Annotated in this window: 23 protein-coding genes and 1 pseudogene; 9 read left to right on the top strand and 15 right to left on the bottom strand. The window is 69.6% G+C overall.

Annotated elements, in window-relative coordinates; all coding sequences use genetic code 11:
- Positions 1 to 7 precede the first annotated feature (7 nt).
- Together AC3ERS_RS26075 and AC3ERS_RS26070 are read right to left on the bottom strand one after the other, a co-directional pair.
- A complete protein-coding gene (locus AC3ERS_RS26075; RefSeq protein ID WP_431970718.1) occupies positions 8 to 1,003 on the bottom strand; it encodes a zinc-binding dehydrogenase in 996 nt (331 codons plus the stop codon).
- Between the two features lie 160 nt (positions 1,004 to 1,163).
- Entirely contained in the window at positions 1,164 to 2,576 is a 1,413-nt protein-coding gene (locus AC3ERS_RS26070) for an SPFH domain-containing protein (protein WP_431970717.1), read from the bottom strand.
- 263 nt (positions 2,577 to 2,839) lie between these two features.
- Here AC3ERS_RS26070 and AC3ERS_RS26065 point away from each other — a divergent pair, with 263 nt between their 5' ends.
- Positions 2,840 to 5,107, top strand: a complete 2,268-nt coding sequence (locus AC3ERS_RS26065; RefSeq protein ID WP_431970716.1) for an MMPL family transporter — start codon at positions 2,840 to 2,842, stop codon at positions 5,105 to 5,107.
- Here the strand turns inward: AC3ERS_RS26065 and AC3ERS_RS26060 are convergent.
- Both AC3ERS_RS26060 and AC3ERS_RS26055 read right to left on the bottom strand, forming a co-directional pair.
- Entirely contained in the window at positions 5,053 to 5,625 is a 573-nt protein-coding gene (locus tag AC3ERS_RS26060) for a TetR/AcrR family transcriptional regulator (RefSeq protein WP_431970715.1), read from the bottom strand. The genes AC3ERS_RS26065 and AC3ERS_RS26060 overlap by 55 nt on opposite strands.
- A 56-nt stretch (positions 5,626 to 5,681) precedes the next feature.
- Entirely contained in the window at positions 5,682 to 6,380 is a 699-nt protein-coding gene (locus tag AC3ERS_RS26055; protein WP_431970714.1) for a TetR/AcrR family transcriptional regulator, read from the bottom strand.
- A gap of 89 nt (positions 6,381 to 6,469) precedes the next feature.
- Here AC3ERS_RS26055 and AC3ERS_RS26050 point away from each other — a divergent pair, with 89 nt between their 5' ends.
- Positions 6,470 to 7,150, top strand: coding sequence for an NAD(P)-dependent oxidoreductase (locus tag AC3ERS_RS26050; RefSeq protein ID WP_431970713.1), 681 nt, complete (start codon positions 6,470 to 6,472; stop codon positions 7,148 to 7,150).
- 186 nt (positions 7,151 to 7,336) lie between these two features.
- Here the strand turns inward: AC3ERS_RS26050 and rpsA are convergent, their stop codons facing one another.
- Positions 7,337 to 8,803: a 30S ribosomal protein S1 gene (rpsA, locus tag AC3ERS_RS26045; RefSeq protein WP_067793196.1), complete on the bottom strand. Its 1,467-nt coding sequence runs from the start codon at positions 8,801 to 8,803 to the stop codon at positions 7,337 to 7,339.
- Positions 8,804 to 9,116: 313 nt separating this feature from the next.
- On the opposite strand from rpsA, the gene AC3ERS_RS26040 reads away from it, so the two are divergent.
- The 3 genes and pseudogenes from AC3ERS_RS26040 (at position 9,117) to AC3ERS_RS26030 (ending at position 11,875) form a co-directional block, all read left to right on the top strand.
- Complete coding sequence (locus tag AC3ERS_RS26040; protein WP_431970712.1) at positions 9,117 to 9,971, top strand: class I SAM-dependent methyltransferase; 855 nt, start codon at positions 9,117 to 9,119, stop codon at positions 9,969 to 9,971.
- A 25-nt stretch (positions 9,972 to 9,996) separates the two neighbouring features.
- Positions 9,997 to 10,772: pseudogene (locus tag AC3ERS_RS26035) on the top strand (aspartyl/asparaginyl beta-hydroxylase domain-containing protein).
- A gap of 56 nt (positions 10,773 to 10,828) precedes the next feature.
- Entirely contained in the window at positions 10,829 to 11,875 is a 1,047-nt protein-coding gene (locus AC3ERS_RS26030) for a LuxR family transcriptional regulator (protein WP_431970711.1), read from the top strand.
- Positions 11,876 to 11,921: 46 nt separating this feature from the next.
- Here the strand turns inward: AC3ERS_RS26030 and AC3ERS_RS26025 are convergent, their stop codons facing one another.
- Complete coding sequence (locus AC3ERS_RS26025) at positions 11,922 to 12,512, bottom strand: TetR family transcriptional regulator (protein WP_431970710.1); 591 nt, start codon at positions 12,510 to 12,512, stop codon at positions 11,922 to 11,924.
- Between the two features lie 43 nt (positions 12,513 to 12,555).
- Here AC3ERS_RS26025 and AC3ERS_RS26020 point away from each other — a divergent pair, with 43 nt between their 5' ends.
- Positions 12,556 to 13,452, top strand: coding sequence for an SDR family NAD(P)-dependent oxidoreductase (locus AC3ERS_RS26020; protein WP_431970709.1), 897 nt, complete (start codon positions 12,556 to 12,558; stop codon positions 13,450 to 13,452).
- Between the two features lie 55 nt (positions 13,453 to 13,507).
- On the opposite strand, the gene AC3ERS_RS26015 is transcribed toward AC3ERS_RS26020, so the two are convergent.
- The 3 genes from AC3ERS_RS26015 to AC3ERS_RS26005 form a co-directional block, all read right to left on the bottom strand.
- Complete coding sequence (locus AC3ERS_RS26015; RefSeq protein ID WP_141812733.1) at positions 13,508 to 13,666, bottom strand: type II toxin-antitoxin system antitoxin; 159 nt, start codon at positions 13,664 to 13,666, stop codon at positions 13,508 to 13,510.
- A 9-nt stretch (positions 13,667 to 13,675) separates the two neighbouring features.
- The gene (locus tag AC3ERS_RS26010; protein WP_431970708.1) at positions 13,676 to 14,560 is read right to left on the bottom strand and encodes an SPFH domain-containing protein; all 885 of its coding nucleotides are present in this window, start codon (positions 14,558 to 14,560) and stop codon (positions 13,676 to 13,678) included.
- An 85-nt stretch (positions 14,561 to 14,645) separates the two neighbouring features.
- Positions 14,646 to 16,019 (bottom strand): FAD-binding oxidoreductase, encoded by a 1,374-nt coding sequence (locus tag AC3ERS_RS26005; RefSeq protein WP_431970707.1) that lies wholly within the window; start codon positions 16,017 to 16,019, stop codon positions 14,646 to 14,648.
- A gap of 71 nt (positions 16,020 to 16,090) precedes the next feature.
- On the opposite strand from AC3ERS_RS26005, the gene AC3ERS_RS26000 reads away from it, so the two are divergent.
- Positions 16,091 to 17,002, top strand: a complete 912-nt coding sequence (locus tag AC3ERS_RS26000; RefSeq protein WP_431970706.1) for a LysR family transcriptional regulator — start codon at positions 16,091 to 16,093, stop codon at positions 17,000 to 17,002.
- 313 nt (positions 17,003 to 17,315) lie between these two features.
- On the top strand, positions 17,316 to 17,834 hold the full coding sequence (locus AC3ERS_RS25995) for a DUF8020 domain-containing protein (protein WP_431970705.1): 519 nt from the start codon (positions 17,316 to 17,318) through the stop codon (positions 17,832 to 17,834).
- An 84-nt stretch (positions 17,835 to 17,918) separates the two neighbouring features.
- Here the strand turns inward: AC3ERS_RS25995 and AC3ERS_RS25990 are convergent, their stop codons facing one another.
- The 5 genes from AC3ERS_RS25990 to AC3ERS_RS25970 form a co-directional block, all read right to left on the bottom strand.
- Positions 17,919 to 18,671, bottom strand: coding sequence for an amino acid ABC transporter ATP-binding protein (locus AC3ERS_RS25990; protein WP_431970826.1), 753 nt, complete (start codon positions 18,669 to 18,671; stop codon positions 17,919 to 17,921).
- A gap of 38 nt (positions 18,672 to 18,709) precedes the next feature.
- Entirely contained in the window at positions 18,710 to 19,669 is a 960-nt protein-coding gene (locus AC3ERS_RS25985) for an amino acid ABC transporter permease (RefSeq protein ID WP_431970704.1), read from the bottom strand.
- Between the two features lie 3 nt (positions 19,670 to 19,672).
- Complete coding sequence (locus AC3ERS_RS25980) at positions 19,673 to 20,593, bottom strand: ABC transporter substrate-binding protein (RefSeq protein WP_488186286.1); 921 nt, start codon at positions 20,591 to 20,593, stop codon at positions 19,673 to 19,675.
- A 508-nt stretch (positions 20,594 to 21,101) separates the two neighbouring features.
- Positions 21,102 to 23,549: a molybdopterin oxidoreductase family protein gene (locus tag AC3ERS_RS25975; protein WP_431970703.1), complete on the bottom strand. Its 2,448-nt coding sequence runs from the start codon at positions 23,547 to 23,549 to the stop codon at positions 21,102 to 21,104.
- Between the two features lie 79 nt (positions 23,550 to 23,628).
- Entirely contained in the window at positions 23,629 to 24,468 is an 840-nt protein-coding gene (locus tag AC3ERS_RS25970) for a TetR/AcrR family transcriptional regulator (RefSeq protein WP_431970702.1), read from the bottom strand.
- 49 nt (positions 24,469 to 24,517) lie between these two features.
- Between AC3ERS_RS25970 and AC3ERS_RS25965 the strand changes: the two genes are divergently transcribed.
- Entirely contained in the window at positions 24,518 to 24,853 is a 336-nt protein-coding gene (locus AC3ERS_RS25965) for a hypothetical protein (protein WP_431970701.1), read from the top strand.
- Between the two features lie 18 nt (positions 24,854 to 24,871).
- On the opposite strand, the gene AC3ERS_RS25960 is transcribed toward AC3ERS_RS25965, so the two are convergent.
- Positions 24,872 to 25,957, bottom strand: coding sequence for an isocitrate/isopropylmalate dehydrogenase family protein (locus AC3ERS_RS25960; protein WP_431970700.1), 1,086 nt, complete (start codon positions 25,955 to 25,957; stop codon positions 24,872 to 24,874).
- Positions 25,958 to 26,026: the final 69 nt, after the last annotated feature.

Genomic DNA, 26,026 nt, shown 5'->3' with positions numbered 1-26,026 from the left:
CTGCAATTCACCCGGCGCGATCGGGTGCGGGCGCCAAGGCGATCTTGGCGTTGCGCCCGGGGCGTTCGCTGGCGGCCGCCGCCTCGGCCGCACGGTCGAGCGGGTGGACCGCCGCGACCGCCAGTCGCAGTTCGCCGCTCGCGGCCAGCTCCACCAGTTCGCGCAGCACCCGGATGCGCTCGGCGGCGCCGATCTCCTCGGCCCGCTTCGCTCCCCAAAAGCCCTTCACGACGGCTTGTTTGAAGATGAGCGTGCCCGGCGAGAGAGTCCACGGCTGACCGGAGAGCGCACCGAACGAGACCAGCTCGCCGTTCGGCGCGAGCAGCTCGAGCAGGTCCGCGCCCGCGCGTCCGCCGACCTGATCCACGGCGCGCACGATGGGCGCACCCGAGGTGGCCGCGGCTGCCTGTGCGAGCCAGTCGTCGGCCTCGGTGTCGACGACCGGTTCGTAGCCGAGATCACGCAGCGCCCGCACCGACGCCTGGCCGCGCACCAGATTCAGCACCCGCACGCCGCGCCGCCGGGCCAGCAGGTTCATCAGCCGTCCCACCGCGCCGTTCGCGGCGTTGATCACCAGCCAGTCCCCTGCCGCAACGCGCAGATCGTCCAGCAGCACCGCGGCGCTGAACGGCATCGCGAGCAACTGGGCCGCGGTCTCGTCGTCGACCGAGTCGGGCACCGGCAGCGCCTGCGCCGCCTTCGCCACGAAGTACTCGGCCCACACCGCAGTCGCGCCGGAGACCGCCACCCGCTGGCCCACCGCCCGGTCGGTCACGCCCGCGCCGACCGCGTCGATCCGCCCGACGCCTTCGGTGCCCGGGATGGCGGGCAGCGACGGCCGGTAGCCGTAGACGCCGCGGATGATCGCGAGATCGTGGTTGTGAATCGGGGACAGATCCAGGGCGATCCGCACCTCACCGGGTCCCGGTTCGGGCACCGGCCGATCCGCCGTGGTCAGCACGTCCTTCGGCTCTCCGAATTCCTCGATGACGACCGCTCGCATCATGCCTCCTCTGCTCGTTCGACGGCGATACCGCATCCAGAGTAGAACGCAACTGAATTGTGTCCAATCAAATTGGGCGTGCGTTATGTCACGCGCTCGTGACAGGTCCGCAGGCCGTGTCACCCGGGAGCCCGGCGCGGGTGACGCGACCGAAGACCGATCAGTCCGCGGCCGAATCCCCGGCGGCCCGGCGCGCGGTCCACGCGTCGACCACGCCGTTCAGCTGGGCCACCACGGACGCCAGTCCCGACAGATCGCCGCCGATCTGGTAGGACCGCAGCTCGGCGGGCGCGGGCAGTTTCTCGACGATCTCGGGCAGGCTGGCCACCAGGTTCGCCTGGATGCTCGCGTCGTTCTGCGCGTTGGCGGTGGCGACCCGTTCCCGCTCCAACTGCACGATCAGCAGCTCGCCCTCGTGCTCGGCCCGCTGCCGCGCCGTGGTCAGCGCCAGTTCGCCGTCCACCTCCTTGCTCCGCAGCTCTTGGCGCCTGCGCAGGTTCTCGAGCTGTTCGGCGTGCTGTTCGCGTTCCAAGCGCACGGCGTGCAGCGCGGTCTGCTGCGCCAGCTCGGCGACCGCGCGCTCGTCGTCGTGCTCGCGGGTGGTGCGCCGCATCCTCTCCGCCGTCTCGCGATCGAAGCGCTCCGCGTCGTTCCGGTCGCGCAGCTGCGCGAGTTCGCGCTCGTTCTCGATGCGGCGTTCCTCGCTCGACCGCTGCGCGGCGGCCTCCCTGGCCGAAATCGCTTCCTGCGCGGTGAGTTCCGCCAGCCGGGCGACCTGGTTCTGTTCGGTGCGGTAAGGCTTCTGCAGGTTCTCCCACAGCGTCGACGAGCTCACCACCGCCTCCTTGATCTGCACGGTGACGATGCGCAGCCCGAGACCGCGATCGGCGTCGCCGGTCCGCGCGTCGCCGCTACCCTCCGCGACCGCGCGCAACCGGGCGGTGAGTTCCTCGATGATCGGCTGTTTGTCGCTGAGCACATCGCGCACGCCCATCGTGGACACCTTGTCCTTGATGGCCGCCTCGGCCTGTTCGCGCAGCTGAATGTTGACCAGCCGCATGGGATCCTCATCGTCGGAGAAGTCGAGTTTGCGGTACGCGGTGCCGAAATCCTCGATGATCCACTGCACGTAGCCCTGCACCAGCACACCCTGCAATTCCCGGCAGATGCAGTACGCGTTGATCAGGATGGTCTGCATCGCGCCGGGCACCACGAGGTAGGAGTCGGTGGCCGGGTTGTACCGGAACGACACACCGAGCCCGATGTGCAGCGGTTGCGCGCGCCCGCGCCTGGTGTGCACCACGAAAGCGTTGGGCGGCACCAGAACCGTGCGCCACCGCCAGAAGCCGGTGACCCGGACTTCCACCGGTCCCGGCCCCTGCCCCTGCGCGCTCTGGCCGACTCGCTCGGCCCGTTTCGCCAGCGCGCCTCGAGGCAGCGGCGGAGCGCCCGGAGCCTGCGGCGCCGGGGCGGCCGCGGCGAGCGGCTTTCGCGTGCGCAGATCGTCCTCCAGCGCCGCCTGCTGGGCGACGACCTGATCGAGATAAGTGTTCTTGCCCGGATTGCTCCCCATGGCCGGGCACACTACCGGCGAATGCCGCCGCCCCCAACAGCTTTCGCCCGCGCGGAGCCGGGCTCGGCTCGCCGCGGACAGCGCCCTCCGGCGTGCGCTCGCCCACCGCACCGACGCACCGCCGGAAGCTGCGCTGGACCAGCGCCGGGTGCACGTGACCACCCCCACACCTGACAGTCACTTGCAGAAGCCGGTTGTAGGAACTTACAGTTGCAGACAGATCTGATAGTGACTTTCAGGTACTCGACGCCCCCGGAGGGGACATGACGCTACCGACCCTGACCAAGGAGCCGAGCCGCCCCGCCGCCCCGCCGCCGCCGCTGCGCACGCTCGGGCGCTGGGGCGCGACGATGGCGCGGCACCGCAGAATCGTGCTCGGCGTCTGGCTGCTGCTCGCGATACTCGGCGCCGCCGCCTATCCCCTGCTGCACGACCGGCTCGGCGCGCCTGACTACACCGTGCCGGGCTCGGCGTCGAGCGAGGTCGATCGCCTTGCGGCGCAACACTTCGCGCAGTTCGGCGCGGAACAGGAGTTGCTGGTCTTCCACTCGCAGCGCTTCACCGCCGACGCCCCTGAATTCCGCGCCGCCATCGATCGGGCGCTCGTCGCCACGCGCGAGACGTCGGGCGTCACCGGCGCGCTCGGACCGTTCCAAGGCAACGCCGCGGCGCAGATCTCCGCCGACCGGCACACCGCGTTCGGCATCGTCGGCCTCGAGGGCGACATGTCGGAACGGGTCGCCATCGCCACCCGGTTGCAGTCGGCCGTCACGGCGATCTCCGACGCCGACATCCGCGTCGCGGTCACCGGATACGGTGCGGCGCAAGCCGATCTCATGGACATCGAAACCGCCGACATGCAGCGAGCGGAAGCAATCGGCCTGCCGGTCGCCGCCGCCGTACTGGTCTTCGCCCTCGGCGCGGTGGCCGCGGCGACCCTGCCGATCACGATCACCGCCGCGGGCATCGCCCTCGCCGTCGGCGGCCTGTTCGGCCTGACCACCTTCCTGACCTTCGACTCGCTGGTGCTCTCGGTCGCCACCATGATCGCCACCGGCACCGCGATCGACTACGCCATGTTCATCGTCAGCCGGTTCAACGAGGAACTGACCCGGCGCGGGGTGCGAGACCGTTCGGCGCGCGCGGAGATCGATGCCGCGGTCGCCGTCGCGCTGGACACCACCGGGCGGACCGTGCTCGCCTCCGGCCTCATCGTGCTGATCTCGCTGTGTTCGCTGGCCGCCGTGGGTATTCCGATGCTCGACGGCGTCGCGATCGGCGTGGTGACGGCGGTGCTCGCCACACTCGGCGCGGCCGTCACGCTGCTGCCCGCCTTGCTGGCGACTCTCGGGCCCGCCGTGAACCGCGGAGCCTTGCCCGCGCGGTGGCGTCCCGCGGAGACGCGCTCGACCGCGGCGTCGAGCGCGTGGGCGCGCTGGGCGCACCTCGTCATGCGCAGGCCGGTCGTGTTCGGCTTGGTCGGCGTCGCCGTCCTCGCCGTCGCCGCGGCGCCGATCACCGGCATCCGGTACGGCATCGACATGGGTCTCGGTTCGCTCGGCGATCGGCCGAGCGGTGCGGCGACCCGCCTGGTGGAGGACAACTTCGGCCCCGGATTGCTCGCCCCGCTGTCGGTGCTCGCCACCGGGCCCGACGACGGGCCCCTGCTGAGCGCGGCGCAGTCGGAGGTGCGCGCGTTCGCGGACGAGATCTCCCACGACCCGCGCGTCGCGACGGTGCTGCCCCAGCAGTCCGAGGGGCGCATCATGATCGCCGTCGTGCCGCGGGAATCCTTCGACTCCACCGCCGTCTCCGAGCTCACCGACGAGATCCAGTCTCGCGCAGCGGAAGTCGAGGGCGCCGAGGTGCGCGTCGGCGGTACGCCCGCGACCTTCGCCGAGGTCTCCGAACGGATCACCGGCCGCTTTCCCTGGGTGGTCGCCCTGGTGCTCACCATCTCGCTGGCCTTCCTGATCCTGGCGTTCCGCAGCATCGTGCTCGCGGTCAAGGCGATCCTGCTGAACCTGCTGGCCACCGGTGCGGCAATGGGCATCACCGTGGCCGTATTCCAGGACGGCATCGGCGAATCCGTGCTCGGTTTCCAGAGCACCGGCTTTCTCCAGGTGTATCTGCCGATGCTGGTGTTCGCGGTGCTCTTCGGCCTCTCGATGGACTACGAGGTGTTCCTCATCCGGCGCATGAAGGAGGCGTGGGACCGTCACCCGGACAACGCCGCCGCGGTCGCCGAGGGATTGCAGCGCACCGCCCGCCCGATCACCGCCGCCGCGGCCATCATGGTCGCCGTGTTCGCGAGCTTCGTGACCGCGGAGGTGTTGGAGCTCAAGCAGATCGGGTTCGCGCTGGCGGTCGCCATCACCATCGACGCCCTCGTGGTGCGGCTGATCCTGGTGCCCGCCTTCATGCGGCTGTTCGGCCGGTGGAACTGGTGGCTGCCGCGGTGGCCTCGCGGCCCGCGTCAGCGGATGATCGCCTCCAGCGCGTCGATGATCGATTCCACCGCCGGGGCGTAGATCTCGCTCAGCCGTCCGGCGAAACCTTCTCCCGCCCAATGGTCGAGGACGGCCACCCCGCCCCAGATCGCGGTGGACGCGGCCATCCGCATCCGCAGATCGTTGGGCTCGCGCCCGCAGCGCTCGGCGAACAGCAGCCGGAACTGTTCCTCCAGCTCGCGCATCTGCCGGGTCTGGCCGTCTCGCACCTCGGGGAACGCGCGCACGTACCGGAGCCGTCGCGCGATGCGGCGTTCGGAGTCCGGGGTGACCAGGGCGGCGATCATCACCGGCACCAAGGGGCGTGCCACCGCGAGAAGCGCTGCGGGACCGAGGGTTTCGCGGTCACCGGCAGTGCGCAGCACCTCCAAGAGCTGCGGGTCGGCCTCGTCGTAGAGGACGAGCATCTCCTTCGTACCGAAATAGCGGTAGACCGAACTCGGCGACACCCCGGCCGCGGCGGCCACCCGCTCGACGGTCACCTCGCGATATCCGTGCTCGTCGAACAGATCCAGCGCCACCCGCTGGATCCGGCTCATGGCCTCGACTCTCCTTCGCTCCCAGACGGTGGCGGGAAGCCGGCCGTGCGTAGCTGTCACAAGCCCACCGCCCGCACCAGATCGAGCATCTCGATGCGGAAAAGCTTTGCCGGGTCCTGCGATTGAGGGCGCAGGTGGCCGTAGACCTCCAGCGCGATCGGGCCGTGCATGCGGCCCCACATGCGCAAGGCCAGGGCAAGCGCGGCGGGCGGCAAGTCGGGGAAGTCGGCGCGCACGTGCTCGACCAGTGCCGGGTCGAAGTCCGACCACGTCGAATCCCCGAGAGTCTGCGCCGCGGCGGCGCGGGGCCACGCGGCCGCGGCGAGTCCGACGAGTCCGTCGCAGGCGCGCAATTCCGCCTCGCGCGCCGGGCCTTCCGGCGGTGGCTGGTAACCGGGCACCGGGTCGCCGTAGATCAACCGGAACCCTTCGGGATTCGCGACGGCCCATTCCCGGACGGCCTCTCCCCAGGCGACGATGCGTCCGCCGGGGTCGTCTTCGGGCACCGTGTCCCGCGCGGCCTCCACTTGGTCGACCAGTCCGGTGTAGACGTCGGAGATGAGGGTGGTGATCAGCTCGTCGCGAGTGGCGAAATAGCCGTACAGCGCGCCCGCGGTCATGCCCATCTCGCGGGCGATGGCGCGCAGCGAGATCGCGTCCGGACCGCCCTCGGCGAGCAGGCGCAACGCGATGGCTTTGATCTCTTCCGTCGCCTCCTGGCGCAATCGTTCCCGACGGCTCTTCACCTCGACCACGGTTGACACTCTACAGCGTTTGACTACTATCGGCCGTGTCGTTACTGAACGGCGTGTAGTAAACGAACAGCGTTTAGAAGGTGGGCATCGTGAAGATCGGAATTTTCGGCGCGAGCGGCGTCATCGGCGGCCGGGTGGTTCAGGAAGCACGGCGGCGCGGGCACGACGTGACCGCGTTCGCGCGCGACTCCGCCCGCTTCCCCGCCGACCGGGGCGAGGTGCGCTGGGTGGTGGCGGACTGGCTCGACACCGACAGCATCGCCACGGCCATCGCGGGCCTGGACGTGGTGATCAGCGCGGTGAACGCCGGGCACGGCATCGCCGACACCATCGCCAACGCGAGTGACTTCGTCACTGGCGCGCACGCCATGGTGGGCGCGCTGCAACGGCACCCGGACATCCGGCTGCTCACGGTCGGCGGCGCGGGCAGCCTGGAGGTCGCGCCGGGTCGCCAACTCGTCGACACCGGAACGGAATTCACGCGCATCCTCACCGAGGACCTCGGCGTACCTGCCGAATACCGCGACGTGGTGCTGGCGCTCGGGGACGCGTTGAACGTCTATCGCGTCTCCAACCGCAACTGGACCTACCTCAGCCCGTCGTCGGGCTTGATCCAGCGCGGCGCGCGCACCGGCCGGTACCGCGTGGGCGGAGATCAACTCCTGATCGCCGACACCGACATCTCCGCCGAGGACCTGGCCGTCGCCCTCCTCGACGAAACGGAGAATCCGCGCTTCCCGCAGCGCCGCTTCACCGTCGCCGCCGCCTGAGTCGCGACCGGCGTCGGTCCCCGCGCGGTGGGAAACCACTCCCGCAGCAGATCGGCTGCGGTCTTGCCGCCGCGGCCGAATCCCTCGCACTCGTGCGCCCCCTTTGTTCGTCCGACGAACTTACCCCCAAAAGGGCGAAGGCCCCGGTCCGTGGGGACCGGGGCCTTCGCGCGTGCTCTACCCGAATCAGGCGTTGCCGGAGAGCTTCTCCCGCAGAGCCGCCAGCTGGGCGTCGCTGGCCAGCGAACCGCCAGCGGGCTCGGCCTGGCTGGAGGAGGACTGCGCACCGCTCTCGGAGGAGTAGTTCGACGCGCCGCCGCCGTTCGCGGCCTCGGCCGCGGCGTCGGCCGCCATCTTCTCCATCTGCGCGGTGTGCATCTTGTGGCGACGCTCCGCCTCGGCGTAGCGGCCTTCCCACTCCTCGCGCTGCTTGTCGAAGCCCTCGAGCCATTCGTTGGTCTCGGGGTCGAAGCCCTCGGGGAAGATGTAGTTGCCCTGCTCGTCGTAGCTGTCGGCCATGCCGTACTTCGACGGGTCGAACTCGGCGTGGTAGTCCTCGTTCGCCTGCTTCAGCGAGAGCGAGATCCGGCGACGCTCCAGGTCGATGTCGATGACCTTGACCATCGCGTCGTCGCCGACCGCGACAACCTGGTCCGGGACCTCGACGTGGCGCTCGGCCAGCTCGGAGATGTGCACCAGGCCCTCGATGCCCTCTTCGACGCGCACGAACGCACCGAACGGAACGAGCTTGGTGACCTTGCCCGGCACGATCTGGCCGATCGCGTGGGTGCGGGCGAACTGACGCCACGGGTCTTCCTGGGTCGCCTTGAGCGACAGCGAGACGCGCTCGCGGTCCAGGTCGACGTCGAGAACCTCGACGGTGACCTCGTTGCCGACCTCGACGACCTCGGACGGGTGGTCGATGTGCTTCCAGGACAGCTCGGAGACGTGCACCAGACCGTCCACGCCGCCCAGGTCGACGAAGGCGCCGAAGTTGACGATCGAGGAGACCACACCCTTGCGGACCTGGCCCTTCTGCAGCTGGTGCAGGAACTCGGAGCGCACCTCGGACTGGGTCTGCTCCAGCCACGCGCGGCGGGACAGAACCACGTTGTTGCGGTTCTTGTCCAGCTCGATGATCTTGGCCTCGATCTCCTTGCCGACGTACGGCTGGAGGTCGCGGACGCGACGCATCTCGACGAGCGAGGCGGGCAGGAAGCCGCGCAGGCCGATGTCGAGGATCAGGCCGCCCTTGACGACCTCGATGACGGTGCCCTTGACGGCCTCGTCCTTCTCCTTGAGCTCCTCGATGGTGCCCCACGCACGCTCGTACTGCGCCCGCTTCTTCGACAGGATCAGGCGGCCTTCCTTGTCCTCCTTGGTGAGAACGAGGGCCTCGACCTCATCGCCCACGGAAACGACCTCGTTCGGGTCGACATCGTGCTTGATGGAGAGTTCACGGGAGGGGATGACGCCTTCGGTCTTGTAACCGATGTCGAGCAGGACCTCGTCGCGGTCGACCTTGACAATGGTTCCTTCGACGATGTCGCCGTCGTTGAAGTACTTGATCGTGGCGTCGATGGCGGCGAGGAAGTCCTCGGCGGAGCCGATGTCGTTGACGGCTACCTGCGGCGAGGTGACGGTGGTGGGCATGTGTCGGTTTGCTCCGGACGGATTGTGGTCGGTTGCGGACATTGGAACTTTCGGTACGCTGCGAAATCACCGCGACGATGCGACGACGGACACAGAGGAACGTACCGCACTCATCCACTTGTGAAACTCAGCACGGGCGCTCTGTTATTTCAGTACGCTGATACGTCGGTAGATCGTTACTTCGGTACACCGGTACGTCAGTACAGCAGACACTCGCGCGTTCAGCGTACGCGACCTTGGTCCGCACGGGCAAACCGGTCTGCACGCCACGCCGGAGCGTTTCCGGTGCGCCGCAATCGTTAAGCTCACGCGCGTGTCGGAAGATCGCCATGCCCAAGCGAACGCCCTGCTCGGAACCGCCGGAACCACTCGAAGCCGGCTGAGTTCGGCCGACAGTCAACGCGCCAGCAGGCGCTGGTGGGACGCCGACGCCGATCAGTATCACCAGACCCACGCCGATTTCCTCGGCGTCGACTCCCCCGGCGGCGAGTTCGTGTGGTGCCCGGAGGGACTGCACGAGGGCGATATGCACTTCCTCGGCGAGGACCTGGCGGGCAAGCGCGTCCTGGAGATCGGCTGCGGTTCGGCCCCGTGCGCGCGCTGGCTGGCCGGGCAGGGCGCGCTGCCGGTCGGGCTCGATCTCTCGATGGGCATGCTGGAGCGCGGGCTGGCCGCGATGGCGCGCGGCGGGCCGCGGGTCCCGCTGGTGCAGGCGGGCGCCGAAGCGCTGCCGTTCGCGGACGCGTCCTTCGACCTGGCCTGCTCGGCGTTCGGCGCGGTGCCCTTCGTCGCCGACTCCGCGCTGCTGATGCGCGAGGTGGCCAGGGTGCTGCGGCCCGGCGGACGCTGGGTCTTCTCGGTGAATCATCCGATGCGCTGGATCTTCCCCGACGACCCCGGCCCGGCGGGCCTCACCGCGTCCATTCCCTATTTCGATCGCACCCCTTATGTAGAGGTGGACGCCGACGGCGCGGCGACCTACGTCGAGCACCACCGCACCATCGGCGACCGGGTCCGCGAGATCGTCGCCGCGGGATTGGTGCTGCGCGACATCGTCGAACCCGACTGGCCGGAGTGGCTGGACCGGGAATGGGGTCAGTGGAGCCCGCTGCGCGGCGAGCTGTTCCCCGGCACGGCCATCTTCGTCACCGAAAAGCCGGGGCCCTGACCTGCGCTTATCGTCGTGTCGGACCATGTCGGCGAGCGATTTCACTTCTATTCTCGCTGCCATGGCCAAGAGTCTTCGCGACCACACGTATGACGCCGCCATGCGGCTGCTGTCCCCGCTCGAGCGGGTCGTCGCTCATACGTCCCTCGTCAGTACGGAGCCGTTCCTCGATCCCGGCCAGTTCTCGTGGTCGCGTCTCCGGGAGGAGAACTGGCGGACCATCAGAGCGGAGATGGACGCTGTGCTGGTGCACTGCGACGACCTGCCCGCCTTTCACGAGATCTCCAGCGACGTCGCCTCGATCTCCGACGAACGCTGGCGCACCTTCTTCTTCTGCGGCTACGGCGTCCGGTCGGAGGCCAACCGGGCCCGCTGCCCCGAGACGGCGGCGCTGCTCGACCAGGTGCCGGGCTCGTCACGGCGATGTTCTCCATCCTGACGCCGGGCAAGCGCATCCCGCCGCACCGCGGGCTGTGGAACGGGGTGCTCCGCTACCACCTCGGGCTGCGCATCGGCGATCCGAAGCGGTGCGGCATCCGGGTCGGCGGGTTGACGCGGCATTGGCGCGAGGGCGAGAGCCTGCTGTTCGACGACTCCTACGAGCACAGCGCATGGAACGATTCCGACAGCACCCGCGTGGTGCTCTTCCTCGATGTGCTCCGGCCCTGCCGCTTCCCGGGGTCGTGGGTCAACAACGCTTTCGTCGGGGCGGCGTCGATCTCGCCGTTCGTCCTGGACGCCGGGCGCAAGCACCACGCCTGGGAACGCGGCTTCACCGCCGAGGTCGGCACCCCGAACTGAGGCTCCTACGCGCCGACACGTCCCGGAGCCAGGGGTTTTCGCCCTAGACTTGGCCGGTGCCCAGTGCGCGAGAGCTCCTCGATCGCGTCGAGCGCCACTGCCTTGCCGAACAGACGGCCAAGCGGCTGCGCGAAATGGTGCTCGCCGATCTCCGCACGGCCGTCTCCTTCGACGGGCACGTCTTCATGCTCACCGACCCGGTCACCAGGATCGGGACATCACCGGTGGCCGACCTGCCCGGTCTTCCCTGGTCACGGCTGCCCGAGCTGGTCCGGTTGCGGTATCTGACGGAGTTCACCCGCTGGAGCGATCTGCTCGAGCGGGGCACCGCGGCGACCTCCTTACGCATCGCCACCGGCGGCGATCCCGCGCGCTCGCGGGTGTGGCGCGAGGTGCAGCGCGAGCTCGGCGTCTTCGACACCGCCACCGTGGTATTCGGCGACCGCTACGGCTGCTGGGGCTTCCTGGAGCTCTTGCGCAGAATCCCGCGCGCCTTCGACCCCACCCAGCTCACCACCCTGGCCGCGCTGGCGGCGCCGATCGCGCGGGGGCTGCGGGCCGCGCTCGGCCGCACCTTCGTCGCGGAGGCGGGCGGGCTCGCCCCGGCCGGGCCCGCGACCGTGGTCCTCGGACCGGACCTTCGGATGCGCGGCCAGACCCCGGCCGCCGCGGCGGCGCTGCTCCGGCTGAATCCACCGCAGGAGGCGATGCCGCCGATCCCGAACTCGGTCTACAACGCGGGCGCCGCGCTGCTGGCCGCCGAGCACGGCACTCCGGTCGGACCGCCGTGGTCGCGCGTCCATCTCGGCGGCGCGCGCTGGCTCACCGTGCGGGCCGACCGGGTCGGCACCGAGGACATCGCGGTCTCGCTGACACCCAGCACCCCGGCCGAGCGTCTGGACCTGTTCGCACGGACGCACGCGCTCTCCGCCGGCGAGACCGAGGTGCTCGACCTGCTCGCCGCCGGCCTCGAATCACACCGCATGGCAGGCGATTTGGGGATCTCCGAGCCCGCGGTCCTTGATCGCGTCAAGGCGATACTTGCCAAATCCGGTGTGCGCACCCGGCAGGGGCTTCTCGATCGGGCGCTCGGAATCACCTGACCTCGTACTCGAAGCGAGCCCCATCGACGGACGGTCTGCTGACAGTTCAGCCGCGACCTGCGGCGCCGAGTTCGTCGACCAACGCGGCGCGCGCGGCGGTGACGTGGTCGGCGAGTTCCCCTCCGGTGCGCAGCCAGATCTCATAGCCCGCGAAGAAGCAGGCCATGCCGACCTTGGCCCACAGCAGCGGGCGCACGTCCGCGGCCGGGTCGACGCCCATCTGCCGGGCCAGGTGCTCGGCGAGCAGCGCCTCGATAGCGCTGCGCTTGGCGAGATCGCGGGCCTGTAGCGCCGGGTTGGCGGCGATCAGCGCGTCGCGGGTGCGCAACTCGTCGAGCCGGTCGGCGAAATGCACCACCATCGGCCCGATGAGGGTGGCCAGCGTCTGCTCCGGGTCCTCCCCCGCCGGGCGCTCGGCGAGCAGACGTGCGAGTTCGGCGCGGTGCTCGTCGTCGTCGGCGAAGAGCAGTTCGTCCTTGCCGCTGTAGTACCGGTGCAGCGTCCGGGTGCCCACGTCGGCCGCGGCGGCGATGTCGGCGATGGTCACCGCCTCGAACCCCCGCTCGGCGAACAACCGCAGCGCCGCCTCGGCGATCGCGCGCCGGGTGCGTTCCTTCTTCCGATCCCGCAACGACATGGAAGCATTGTCACGCATGGCACAAAGTGGCACACTGTGCCATATGACAATAAGTGACAGAACTGTGGTGATCACCGGCGGCACAAGCGGACTCGGCCGCGAATGCGCCAGGGCGCTGGCCGCCGATCCGCACTGGACGGTCGTCGTGACCGGCCGGGACGCCGAGCGCGCCGAGCGGGAAGCCGCCGCAGCCGGCGCCCGCGGCATGGCCCTGGACCTGGGCTCGCTCGCCTCGGTTCAGGACTTCGCGGCGGAACTGCGCGCGGCGGGCCTGCCTCCGCTGCGCGGCCTGGTCTGTAACGCGGGGCTGCAATTCACCCGCCGCGCCTACACGGCCGACGGCGTCGAGGCCACCTTCGGCGTCAACCACCTCGGCCACCTCGCGCTGGTGCAGGAGTTGCGCGCCGATCTGGTCGCGCCCGCACGGATCGTGTTCGTCACCTCGGGGACGCACGACCCGCGCCGCTTCACCGGCATGCCGCACCCGCTGACCGCCTCCGCGCGCGAACTCGCCCACCCGCCCGCCGCGACGGAACCGGCGCACCGCGACGGCCGCCGCCGCTACAGCACCTCGAAGCTCGCGAATCTGCACACCGCCTACGAGTTGGCGCGCAGGCTCGCCGACGACGGCGTCACGGTGAACGCGTTCGACCCCGGCCTGATGCCCGGCACGGGATTGGCAAGGGACGCGGGCAGATTCGCGCAGGCGCTGTGGGGCTCGGCGGCCAAGGCCCTGGTACTGCTGCCCGGTGTCCACACGCCTTCGAGGTCCGGCGCGGATCTCGCCCGCTTGATCACCGACTCGTCCCTCGCGGCGACCACCGGCCGCCACTTCGTCGGCCGCACCGAGCGCCCGTCCTCCGCGGCCTCCTACGATCGCGAGGCCCAGCGGGCGCTCTACGACGACAGCGTGCGCCTGATCGCCGAGCTCGTCCACTGACACACCGAAGCAGCGCCTCCCTCACGGAAGGCGCTGCATTCCAGGCGCTTTCGTCTCACTTGGACTTCGGTTTGCGGCCCGCCTGTTCGAGCGCAAGGCGCAATGCGTACTCGATCTGAGCGTTGATGCTGCGCAGATCGTCGGCCGCCCATTTGGCCAGCGCCTCGTGGACGGCCGGATCGAGGCGCAGCAGCAGCTTCTTGCGTTCGACCATGAGCGCGGCTCAGCTGTACAGCGTTCCGGCGTTGACCACGGGCTGGGTCGCGCGATCGCCGCACAGCACCACGAGCAGGTTGGACACCATCGCGGCCCGGCGTTCCTCGTCGAGTTCGACGACACCCTGCTGAGTCAGGCGATCGAGCGCCAGGCCGACCATGCCGACCGCGCCCTCCACGATCTGCGTGCGCGCGGCCACCACCTGCGCGGCCTGCTGGCGAACCAGCATGGCCTGGGCGATCTCCGGCGCGTAGGCGAGGTGGGTGATCCTGGCCTCGAGCACCTCGATGCCCGCCATCTCGGTGCGGTCCCGCAGTTCGACGGTCAGTTCCTCGGCGACCTCGGCGCCGTCACGCAGGCTGGTGCGTCCGGCGTCGTGCGCGTCGTAGGGATGCGTGGTGGCCAGGTGCCGCACCGCGGCCTCGGACTGGGTCTCCACGTACTCCTCGTAGTCGTCGACGGAGAACGCGGCCTTGAAGCTGTCCACCACCCGGTAGACGACCACCGCCGCGATCTCCACCGGGTTGCCGTCGGCGTCGTTGACCTTCAGCTTCTGCGTCTCGAAATTACGCACCCGCAGCGAGATGCTCTTGCGGTCGGTCAGCGGCACCACCGAGAAGAAGCCCGGCTCGCTCACCGAACCGATGTAGCGGCCGAAGAACTGCACCACCTTCGCCTCGTTCGGGTCGACGATCACCAACCCGGTGGTCGACAGCGCGAGCGCCACCACGACCACAGTCGCCGCGATCGCCGCGATCAGCGCGGGCGTGTTCCCGTCCTTGGCCGCCGCGACGTACCCCACGGCGGCCGCGCCACCGAAGACGAGGGTCAGCACCAACCAGGCCAACAGCACCAGAAAGCCGTTGACGTGGAATGCGGGCCTGAGCTTCATGACATCCTCCCGGTATCAGAGTGATATCACGAAGATAGCACCCGGGCGCCCACCGGCCAACCGCCGATGGGCGCACCGCACGCGCTCAGGCCGCGTGCCGGAGGTTGCGGTTGAAGCGGAACATGTTGTGCGGGTCGTACTTCGCCTTCAGCGCCGCGAGCCGCGCGTAGGTGTCCGGCGCGTATCCCGCGCGGGTCTGCGCGTCGTCCGCCCCGTCGCCCGCGCCGTAGAGGAAGGCCAGGCTGTGACCGATCGTCCACGGCGCCAACACCTCTCGTACCGCGACGTGCTCGGCGGGCACCCCCGCACCCGCCCCGGGCGCGGGCATGGTGATCACGCGGACCACGTACGCGGCCTCCCGCCGATCGACGGCGACACCGGCCGGGCCGGGCCTGCCGAGCGCGCCGCCGAGGTGACGGATGTCGACCACGGCCGGAATCGACCCGCCGGGACCGGTGGCGGCGGCCAGCGCGGCCAGCGCGTCGCCGGTGAGTTCGCCGAGGACGGCATTGGTCGCGGCGTAGGCGTGCGGGTGGTCGGGATCGCTGTGGATGGTGTGCGATTCGGTGTAGGGCAGCTCGCGCAGATCGTCGCGCAGCCGTGCGCCGACCGCGCGCAACGGGGCGACCAGACGCTCGCCTTCGTCGGCGGGACCGTCGAACGCGACGCGGATCGAGGCGACGTATCGGCCGCGCAGCATCTCCGGCACCTGCGGAATGTCGGGGTAGGTCAGCGTGGCGACGCTCGAGGTCAGCCGCTCGGGCACCGTCGCGGTCCACTGCCGCCAAGCCTCCAGCGCGGCGCCCGCCAGCGGCTCGTCGAACACCAGCTGCCCGCCGTAGACCGTCCGCACCGGAACCAGGTCGAGCTCCAGCGCCGTCACCACGCCGAAGTTGCCGCCGCTGCCGAGCACCGCGCCGAACAGTTCGTCGCCCGGGCGCAGCGTGCGCATCCTGCCGTCCGCGGTGACCAGTTCGATCATCCGCACGTGATCGGCCGCGTAGCCGAATTCCCTTGCCAGCAGGCCGAGTCCGCCGCCGAGCGTGTAGCCGATCACGCCGACGGACGGCGAGGAGCCGTTCAGCGGCGCCAGCCCGAACTGCGCGGCCGCCTCGACCAGCGCGCCCGCGCGCACCCCCGCGGCGACCCGCGCGGTCCGCGCCTCGGGGTCGATCCGAATGCCGGTCATGCGGGCGGTGCTGATCAGCACCCCGCCCTCGGCCGCCACCGAGAGCCCGTGCCCGGTCGCCTGCACGGCCACCGGAAGTCCGTGGCGCGCGGCGTATTCCACCGCGGCGCGCACATCCTCGCCGTGCGCGGCGACGACCACGAGCTCGGGCCGGTGGGTGTAGGCGGTCTGGAACCCGGCGATCTCCACCTCGTACCCGGACTCGCCCGGGCGGAAGACCGGGCCGGTGAAGACGGCGAAATCGGTGGTCTGCGTTGCGTTGTCTGCCATGCCATCGACGATGCCCGGCCCAGAATGATAAGTACAACAGATAGTTTCTATCGATACTAGAATCGCCAGTTATGGAACTGCGCCACCTGCGCTACTTCGTCGCCGTGGCGGAAGAAGCCAACTTCACCCGCGCCGCAGCGCGCCTGCACCTGACCCAGCCGGGACTGAGCGCCCAGATCCGGCAATTCGAACGGGAACTCGGCCAGCCGCTGCTGGACCGTGGCGGGCGCACGGTAACGCTCACCGAGGTAGGCGCGGCAGTATTGCCGCACGCCAAGGCTGCTTTGGCCGCGACCCAGCGCATCGTGGACACGGTGGACGAGTTCACCGGCCTGCTGCGCGGTCACGTGCGAGTCGGACTCATCTCCGGCGCGGCCCCCGAGGAATTCGACGTCGCGGCGGTCCTCGCCGATTTCCACAACGACCACCCGGAAGTCGGCATCAGCCTGACCGAGGACACCTCCGAACGCATGCTCGCCGCCCTCGGCCGCGGCGAACTCGACATCGCCCTGGTCGGGCTGAGCGGCGCGGGCCTCGATCCCGGGCTCGGCAAGCAGGTGGTGCTGGACACCGCGGTGGTCGCCGCGGTCGCCGCCGACGACCACTCCCATGGGGCGACCATCCCGCTCGCCGCGCTGCGCGACCATCCGCTGATCTGCCTGCCCTCGGGCACCGGACTGCGTGGCGTCCTCGAACGCGCCTGCGCCGCAGCCGGTTTCGAGCCGCGAGTGGCCTTCGAGGCGGCCGCACCGCCCCTGCTGCTGCGGCTCGCGGCACGCGGGCTCGGCGTCGCCGTCGTGCCCGCGCTCACCGAGGAGGAGGCCGCCGCCCACGACGTGCGCGCGTTGCCGATCGTCGAGCCGGAACTGCGCGGGCAACTCGCGCTGGTCTGGCGCACCGACCATCCCGCGGCGCCGGCCACCAAGGTGCTCCTCGGCCAGCTTCGAATCGCCCTCGGCGATCGTTCCGGCGCTCGCCCGTGATCGCAGGCGGAGTCCGAAGAATGGTGACCGGCAATTCTGCGAAGTGACCTGCGCGGGTGGCACACTCGCCATTCCTCCGACACTATCGACGGAAGTGCCCACTCCGGTCACGGCTTCCATCTACACTGGTCGACGCCCTTGTCAGGGCAAGCTGAACCTCGCACTTCCCGCATTACCCGTCAGTGAAAAACAAGCCGGGAACCCGAATAATGCGTCGGCACCCATCATATTTCTTATCCGGTGCCGTTCGCCGGGGGAACGTCAAAGGAAATCGGCAAGCACGGATTGGAGTCCAATGTTTATCAAGAAACTGGTGGCTACCACATTCATGGCCATCGCGGCCACCGGCGTAGCCACCGCTACCGGACACGGGGAGGCCGGTCTGGCGGACGTCAGCTTCAGCGGCACGGACGGCGCCGTCGGCTACACGGCGATACTCGCGGCCGACCACTCGAGCGCCGTGGTGAATCTCGCCTCCGGCAAGTTCGCCATCACACCCGACGCGGTCACGGTTCTCGCGGACGACGGCACGGTCGTCGGCGCCATCCCGACAACGTTCGGGCAGTTCGCCGTCGCGCCCGCGCTCAATGCCGCAGGCACCCAGCTGTCGCTGACCCCGATCGGCGGACCGACGACCGATGCGCTCCTCTCCCGGGATCTGCCGGGCGTACAGCAGGCCGTGGGCCCGATTTCGATCATCGTCGGCGCCACCATCGGCTGCCTGGTCGGTGCCGCGATCGGCATCTGGTTCTTCGTGGTCGGAGCCATTCCCGGATGCGCCATCGGCGCAGTGGCCGGTGCCGCCCTCGGCTTCTTCTCGCCGTTCCCGTGATCGTTCACCGAGCGGAAGTAGTCGATAGACACTGACACATCGGGCCGGGCGCCCCTCGGACGCCCGGCCCACTGCTGTCGCGGCTCAGAGCAACCGCGACAGGAATGCCTTGGTGCGTTCGTGTTTCGGGTTCGCGAGCACCTCGCGCGGCACGCCCGCCTCGACCACCACGCCGCCGTCCATGAACACCAGCTGGTCGGCGACCTCGCGGGCGAAGCCCATCTCGTGCGTCACCACCACCATGGTCATGCCGCTCTCGGCGAGCTCCCGCATCACCTGCAAGACCTCGCCGACCAGCTCCGGATCCAGCGCCGAGGTCGGCTCGTCGAACAACATCAGCTTCGGATCCATGGCCAGCGCCCTGGCGATCGCGACGCGCTGCTGCTGACCGCCGGACAGCTGAGCCGGGTAGGCATTGGCCTTGTCGCCCATGCCGACTCGATCGAGCAGTTCGTGCGCGCGGGCCACGGCGTCGGCCTTGCGCACCTTCTTGACCTGCGTCGGCGCCTCGATGATGTTCTCCAGCGCCGTCCGGTGCGGGAACAGGTTGAAGTGCTGGAACACCATGCCGATATCGCGGCGCTGCCTCGCCGCATCGCGCGGGTGCAGTTCGTAGAGCTTGTCGCCCTTCTGGCGGTACCCGACGAGTTCGCCGTCCACGTACAGCCTGCCCGCGTTCACCTGTTCGAGGTGGTTGATGCAGCGCAGGAAGGTGGACTTGCCGGAACCGGACGGGCCGATCAGGCACAGCACCTCACCGCGCGCCACCTCCAGCGAGATGCCTTTGAGCACCTGGAGCGCGCCGAAGTTCTTGCACACCCGGTCGGCGACGATCATTCGCGGCGCGGCCTGCTCGTCCTTGTTCGTGGAAACCGTCATTTCGCCTTCACCACGCTCTGTGCGTCGGCCAGTTCCTGTAGCTGCTTGGCGGTCAGCTGCCGGGACGCGCCGCGCGAGTAGTACCGCTCCAGATAGAACTGGCCCACCATCAGCACGCTGGTGATGGCCAGATACCAGGTCGCGGTGACGAGCAGCAGCGGGATCGGCTGGAAGTTCACGCCGTAGATGTCGCGGGCCCGTCCGAACAGGTCGGTGCTCAACGGGATCGCGGTGACCAGCGAGGTGGTCTTCAGCATGCCGATGAGTTCGTTGCCGGTGGGCGGGATGATCACCCGCATGGCCTGCGGCAGCACGGTGCGCCGCATGGTCTGGGTCCAGGACATGCCGAGCGCGACCGACGCCTCGCGCTGCCCTTCGCCCACGGAATTGATACCCGCGCGGACGATCTCGGCCATGTAGGCGGCCTCGTTGAGGCCCAGGCCGATGACGGCGAACGTGAACGCCGCCTGCAACTCCTGCACGTCGAGCTCGAAGAACTGCGGCCCGAATGGCACACCGAGATGGATCTGCTGGTATAGCGAGGGCACCAGGCCCCAGAACACCAGCTGCACGAAAATCGGTGTGCCGCGGAAGATCCAGAGATACACCCAGGCGGTCGAGCGCAGCACCGGGTTCGGCGAGAGGCGCATCACCGCGAGCACAGTGCCGAGGACGATCGCGATGGCCATCGCCAGCACCGTCAACTCGAGGGTGACGACCGCGCCCGCCACGATCCGGCTGTCGAACAGGTACTTCCAGTAGGTGCTCCACTGGTAGGCGTCATTGGTGGCGGCGCCGTAGACGAAAAGGCCGAGCAGCACGAGGATGACGGCCGCGGCGATCCATCGGCCCGGCCTGCGCAGCGGAACCGCTTTGATCGGCTCCGGCTCGGCAGGCGCGGGGACGCCGCCGGGCCCGGGATCGCCGGGCACGACGGTGGTGTCGTTGTCGGACATGGGTCAGCTCACGGCCCCGTTGACGACCGACTGGGTGATCGCGCCGTCCTGCACGCCCCAGTTCTCGGTGATCTGCTTGTACTGGCCGTTCTGGATCAGATGGTTGACCGCGGCCTGCAGCACCTTGGCCAGCGGCGAGCCCTTCGGCACCGCCCAGCCGTAGGGCGCGGAGTCGAACACCGGGCCCGCGGTCTCGATCTTGCCGCTGCTCTGCTTGATGGCGTAGGCGGTCACCGGCGAGTCGGCCGACATCGCGTCGACCTGGCCGAGCACCAGCGCGTTGGTCGCGGCGCTCTGCTCGTCGAACGGCTTGATGTCGATGGCGGGCTTGCCTTCCGCGACGCACTTGGCGCTCTTGGCGGGCACCTCGTCGGTGTGCTCGACGGTGGTGGCCTGTACGGCGACCTTCTTGCCGCAGGCATTGTTCGGGTCGACCGGCTTGCCGGTCTGCTGGGCCCACTGGATGCCCGCGCTGAAGTAGGTGGTGAAGTCGACCTGCTGCTCGCGTTCCTTCGAGTCGGTGATCGAGGACATGCCGACGTCGTAGGTGCCCGCCTGGATCGCCGGAATGATCTTCTCGAACGCCGACTCGACGTACTCGGCCTTGATCCCGAGCACGGAGGCGACCGCATCCATCATGTCGACGTCGAAGCCGACGATCTTGCCGCTGGCGTCCTTGTACTCGTTGGGCTGGTACGGCACGTTCACGCCGATGACCAGCTTGCCGGACTGCTTGACCTTGTCGGGCAGTTGATCGGCGATTTCGGTTACCTTGTCCACCTGCACCTTGGAGACCGCCGGTCCGGTTTCCTCGGTGTTGGTGGTACAGCCCGCCAGCACGAGTGCGGCGCCGGTGAGCGCGCACATCGCTCGCAGGGCACGCCTGCCAGGCTTGGATCGATCAGACACAGCAGCCCTCCACATTTCGGTTACGAGAAACCCGGGTGTCACCACCCGTTTGGCAATCTAAGCGACCGAGACGTTTCGTGCTGGACAGTAATGGAATTCCACATCGGCTCGTTGCGGACTCCACGCGGTACAGGCTGCCGGTGCGCCGACGGGACACCATACCCCCGCGCCGATTCGCCCACTCTTGTGGGTTGCCGCATGATTGCCATCCTGTCCAGGCAGTTGTCGTCCACGCTTCACTCCGGCGCACAAGCCGAAGCGAAGCGATGCCCACACCAGCACCGAAGCCGAGACGCGCGCCACGTCCCGTCGGGAGGTCGCGGGACCCGCTCTGACGAAACCGTCGCAGCGCGGCATCGCTGGGCATTAGCTACTCGACGCGGCATCATCGCTCGTCCGCCGCCCGGAGTCCGAGGCGCGCGCACCGTGCTCAGCGAGCCTCGCGGGACCCGAGCCGCTCCGACATCGCATGGAAAAGATTCCGGCACAGGAGATTTCGCACGCATCCTCGACGGCCTGCCGATCAGGTCGAGCCGCCATCGAACGATTCGAGTTCGTCGGCGAACGCCGCGGGACCACCGGTGGTGGCGGCCACGGAGTCATCGACCGGGGCGGACGCGGTCGTCGTCGGCGCGGGGGCCGGGTGGGCGCCATGCGCCACCCGCCGCAGGTTCGCCGCCGCGGTCTTGAAGAGCGGCTGTTTGGACGCCGGATCCCAGTCGGTCGGGGTCAACTCGTTCGCCGCCCGGTCGTGCGCGCCGTCGCCTCGGTCCCAGTAGCCGTAGTGGAACGGCAGGAAGAGCACGCCGGGGCGGATCCGGCCGATGCGGGCGCGGGCCCGCACCGACCCGCGCCGCGTCGAGACCTCCACCAGGTCGCCCTCGCCGATCTCCGCGCGTTCGGCGTCGGCGCGCGAGATCTCGACCCAGACCTCCGGCGCGGCCGCGTCCAGCTGCGGTACCCGTGCGGTCTTGGTCCTGGTGTGGAAGTGGTACAGCGTTCGCCCGGTGACCAGCGCGAACGGACGGTCGGCGGCGAGTTCCTCGTGCGGGTGGACGTAGTCGGCCGCTTTGATGATCGCCTTACCGTCCGGGTTCAGCGCGCGGTACTCGGCGAGCTCGACCGGCTTCCCGGAGACCAGATCCTTGCCGTAGGACTCGCAGTCGTCGGGCGCGGTCCAGAACCGTCCGTCGGTGTAGAGGCGCTCCGTACCGTCCGGATGCGCACTGTCGCAAGGCCATTGGATGCCCGAGCCCGCACTCAACCTCGCGTGGGTCAGGCCGCTGTAGTCGCACGGGCGTCCGGCCGAGCACGCCTTCCACGCCTCGAACGCCGACTCCGGATCGCGCCAGTGGATCAGCGGGCCGCCGTCCCGGTCGCGAAAATCCATGCGGCGGGCGTAGTCCAGGAAGATGTCGAGGTCGGACTTGGCCTCACCGGGCGGGTCGACGGCCCGCTCCGAGAGGTGCACGGTGCGGTCGGCGTTGGTGAAGGCGCCGGTCTTCTCGCCCCACGCCGCGGCGGGCAGTACGACATCGGCCATGGCCGCGGTCTCGGTCGGGAAGATGTCCTGCACCACGAGGAACAGGTCCTCGCGCGCGAGGATCGACCGGACGCGCGCCAGCTCCGGCAGCGACACCGCCGGGTTGGTGGCGCTCACCCACAGCATCCGAATGTCGCCCTGCTCGGCGAGCCGGATCATCCGCATGACGTGGGTCGGCGGCCCGGAGTGCGGGATCCGCTCGGGCTCGACCTGCCACCGCTCGGCCAGCTCGGCGACGTGCGCGTCGTTGGCCCAGTTGCGAAAGCCGGCCATCTCGCCGTCGGCGCCGCATTCGCGCGTGTTCTGCGCCGTCGGCTGACCGTTCATCTGCAATACCCCGCAGCCGGGCCGCCCGAGCATTCCCCGGATCAGGTGGACGTTGTTGACCTGCACCGCCGCCGCGGTCGCCTGATGGGATTGGTAGAAGCCTTGCAGCACCGTGGACAACAGACGCGCGGCGGTGCCGAGCAGCCGGGCCGCCTCGCGAATGTCCTCGACCGCGACACCGCAGATCCTGGCCGCCCGCTCCGGGAAGAATTCGCTGACCTGAGAGCGCAATTCGTCGAAGCCGACGGTGTGCTCGTGAATGTAGTCCAGATCCACCCAGTTGTTGGCGACGATCTCGTGCAGCAGCGCGTTCATCAGCGCCACATTGGTGCCGGGCAGGGGCGCGAGGTGGACGGTGGCGTGCGCGGCGACCGGGGTGTAGCGCGGGTCGACGCACACGATCGCGGGCGGGTTCGGCCCGGCCAGCCGGTCCAGGATCCGCGTCCACAGCACCGACTGCGTCTCGGCGACGTTGTGCCCGAACAACGCGATGACGTCGGCGTGGTCGACGTCGGTGTACGAGCCCGGCTGACCGTCGCAGCCGAAGGACTCCTTCAGCGCTTGGGCGGCCGTCGCCGTGCAGAGCCGGGTGTTCCCGTCGACGTGGTTGGTGCCGATGCCCGCGTGGGCGAGCACGCTCAGCGTGTAGTACTCCTCCAGGAACAGCTGGCCCGAGGTGTAGAACCCGATCGACTCGGGACCGTGCCGCTCGAGCAGCGCCTTGCTGTGCCGCACGACGCGGTCCATGGCGGTGTCCCAATCGGTCTCGACGAGCTCGCCGTCCTGGCGGACGAGCGGGCGGGTCAGCCGGTCCGGCGAGGCGTTGGCCTGCCAGCCGAACAGATCCTTCGGGCCGAGCCTGCCGCGATTCACCCGGTCCACGGCGCGGCCGCGGACACCGACCATCCGGCCGTCCACGACCGCGATGTCGAACGCGTCGCCGTTGGAGCTCAATATCGAGGCCGACGGCACCCACCGCTGCACGTCCTCGGGCTCGACCCCCGCCACCAGATACATGTCCACCCGTTCGGGCCACCGCTGTCCCGGCCCGTACGCGAGCCTGCGACCCCAGGGTTCCGCTATTCGATCTTGCCTCTCCATACCGCCCGCGTACCCGTCGCCCGGCGCGGCAACCCGGCCTGCGCTGCGGTTTTATCCGGCGGTCGCGACCGGCCCGCGGCTACCCGCGGCCTCGGCGCGCTCGGGCGCGGGGCGGGTCGATGCGGAGCAGTGCGCCGCAAACGATCCCGGCGGCTGCCTCGATGCCCGCGGACGCGCGCAGATGCGGTGTCGCCGCGATGTCGTTGACGGCGCCGAGCGCCGCGTGCACGCGGATGCGCGCTTCCGTCGGATCCATCTCCGGGTGGTGCCCGCGCACGAGTCCCCCCCATTCGGCGACGTACCCGTGCTGTGTCCCGCGCAATCGATGGCTCTCCTCGGGCCCGAGCTGGTCGGCTTCGGAGGTGATGAGCAGCCGGATCAGGGCCGGGTTCTCCAGCGAGTACGCGGTGTAGCTGCCGATCAACCGGTGCAGCGCGTCCGCGGCGCTGGTCGCGCGGGCGAGGTCGCGTTGCAGATCGGCTTGCAGGATGAGGTTCGCGCGGGCGAACAGTTCGACGAGGATCTCGGCCTTGCTGGAGAAGCGGTTGTAGACGCTGGGGCCCGCGATGCCGACGGCGGCGCCGATGTCCTCGATGCCGACCCCGGCGAAGCCGTACCGATCGAACAGCCGGGTCGCCTGGTCGAGAATCGCGGCGCGCCGCGACGGATACCACCGGTCGGTCGCATCGACGGCGCCGACCGCGCCGCGTCTCAGCGCCGGGATCTCGGCATCGGACACCGCCGTCATCATCTCGGCGAGCAGCTGGCGGAAGCGGTCGCCGGGCAGCCGCAGCCGGTGGAAGGAGACGCTGGTCGCCACCGCCAGGGTCGACCAGGCGAGCAGGTCGGCCCTGGACGGATCCAGGTCGGGGCGGCGCACCCGCAGCAGCGCGGCCAGCTGGGCGCCGACGGCGCGCAACCGTTCCCGCAGCTCGCCGGAGATGTCCGAATCCCCCTACACTGGGCGCGTGCGTGTTCGACGGCTGATCATCCTGTCTTCTGTGGCCCTGCTCGCCCCGCTCGGCGCGGCCGCCTGCACCGTGGAGGGGGCGGGTACCAAGTCCGAATGCAATGTCGGCGGGTGCACCGTGACCTTCGACCGCGGCGTGGACGCCAAGGCGAACATTCTCGGCGTCGACGCGGAACTCGTCGCCGTGAACGGGAACACGGTCACCCTGAGGGTCGGCGGTCAGCAGGTCGACGTCCCGGTCGGCGAGACCCAGCCCGCCGACGGCCTCAACGTGACAGTGCAAGAGGTCACCAACGAGAAGGTCGTCGTCAAGCTCGCCACCGGACTGTCCTGAACCGCGGACCGAGCCGATTCAGCGCCGGTGCACCCTGGCGCACACCTGCTCGGTGAACTCGCCGGTCGAGGCCTGACCGCCCAGATCGGCGGTCGCGATGCCCGCCGCGAAGGTCGCCGCCACCGCCCGATCGATGCGATCCGCCGCGCCGTGCAGCGCGGTATCCGCGTCGCGAGTTCCCAACCAGCGCAGCAACATCGCCGCCGACAGCTGCAATGCGACCGGATTGGCGCGGTTGTGCCCGGCCAGGGTCGGCGCGGCGCCGTGCACCGCCTGCGCCATCGCGCGGGTCGCCGAGCAGTTCAACGAGGCGGCCATGCCGAGCGAACCGCTCAATTCGCCCGCCAGATCGGACAGGATGTCGCCGAACAGATTCTCGGTGACCAGCACGTCGAAATCGCCTGCGGCGCGGACCAGATGCGCGGCCGTCGCGTCCACGTGCTCGTCGTCCACCTCGACGCCCGGGTACGCGCGCGCCACCTCGTAGCAGACATCGCGAAACAGACCCATGGTCATCGGCAGCACATTCGCCTTGTGCACGATGGTGACCCGCTTGCGACGCGCCGAGGCCAGGCGGAAGGCCTCGTGCGCGATCAGCTCGCAGGCGCGCCGAGTCACCACGCCGACAGACATCGCCATGTCGCGGGTCGGCTGGAACTCCCCCGAGCCGGCGAACATATTGCGATCGGCGTAGAACCCTTCGCTGTTCTCGCGCACGATCACCAGGTCGATGTCCGACGCGGCAGAGCGGACGCCCGGGAACGCGCGGGCCGGGCGAATGTTCGCGTACAGGCCGAACTGCTTGCGGATCGCGCCACCGGGCGCCACCGCGCCGCGGTGCTCGGCCGGATAGGACGCGTTGTCATGCGGCCCGAGGATCCAGGCGTCGAGTTCCTCGAGCCCGCGCAGCGTGTGTTCCGGCAGCGCGGTGCCGAACTCCTCGATGGCGCGATGCCCCATCGGCAACGGCACCCACTTCACCGCGGCCGCGCCCGCCGCGGCCAGCGCCTCGTCGACGACCGTCTTGGTCGCGCGCACCACCTCGGGACCGATCCCGTCACCCTCGATCAGCCCCAGTCGCACCGCTGTCCTCACCTCGTTCACCGGGCAATCCTCTCGCCGACGCCTCGCCGCACCGGAACCGGCCCGCCATCCCCGGCCGTGCGGCTACGT

The sequence above is a fragment of the Nocardia sp. bgisy134 genome (assembly GCF_057708325.1).
The sequence above is the reverse complement of the archived record's forward strand: the minus strand, read 5'-3'. Positions and strand labels throughout refer to the sequence as shown.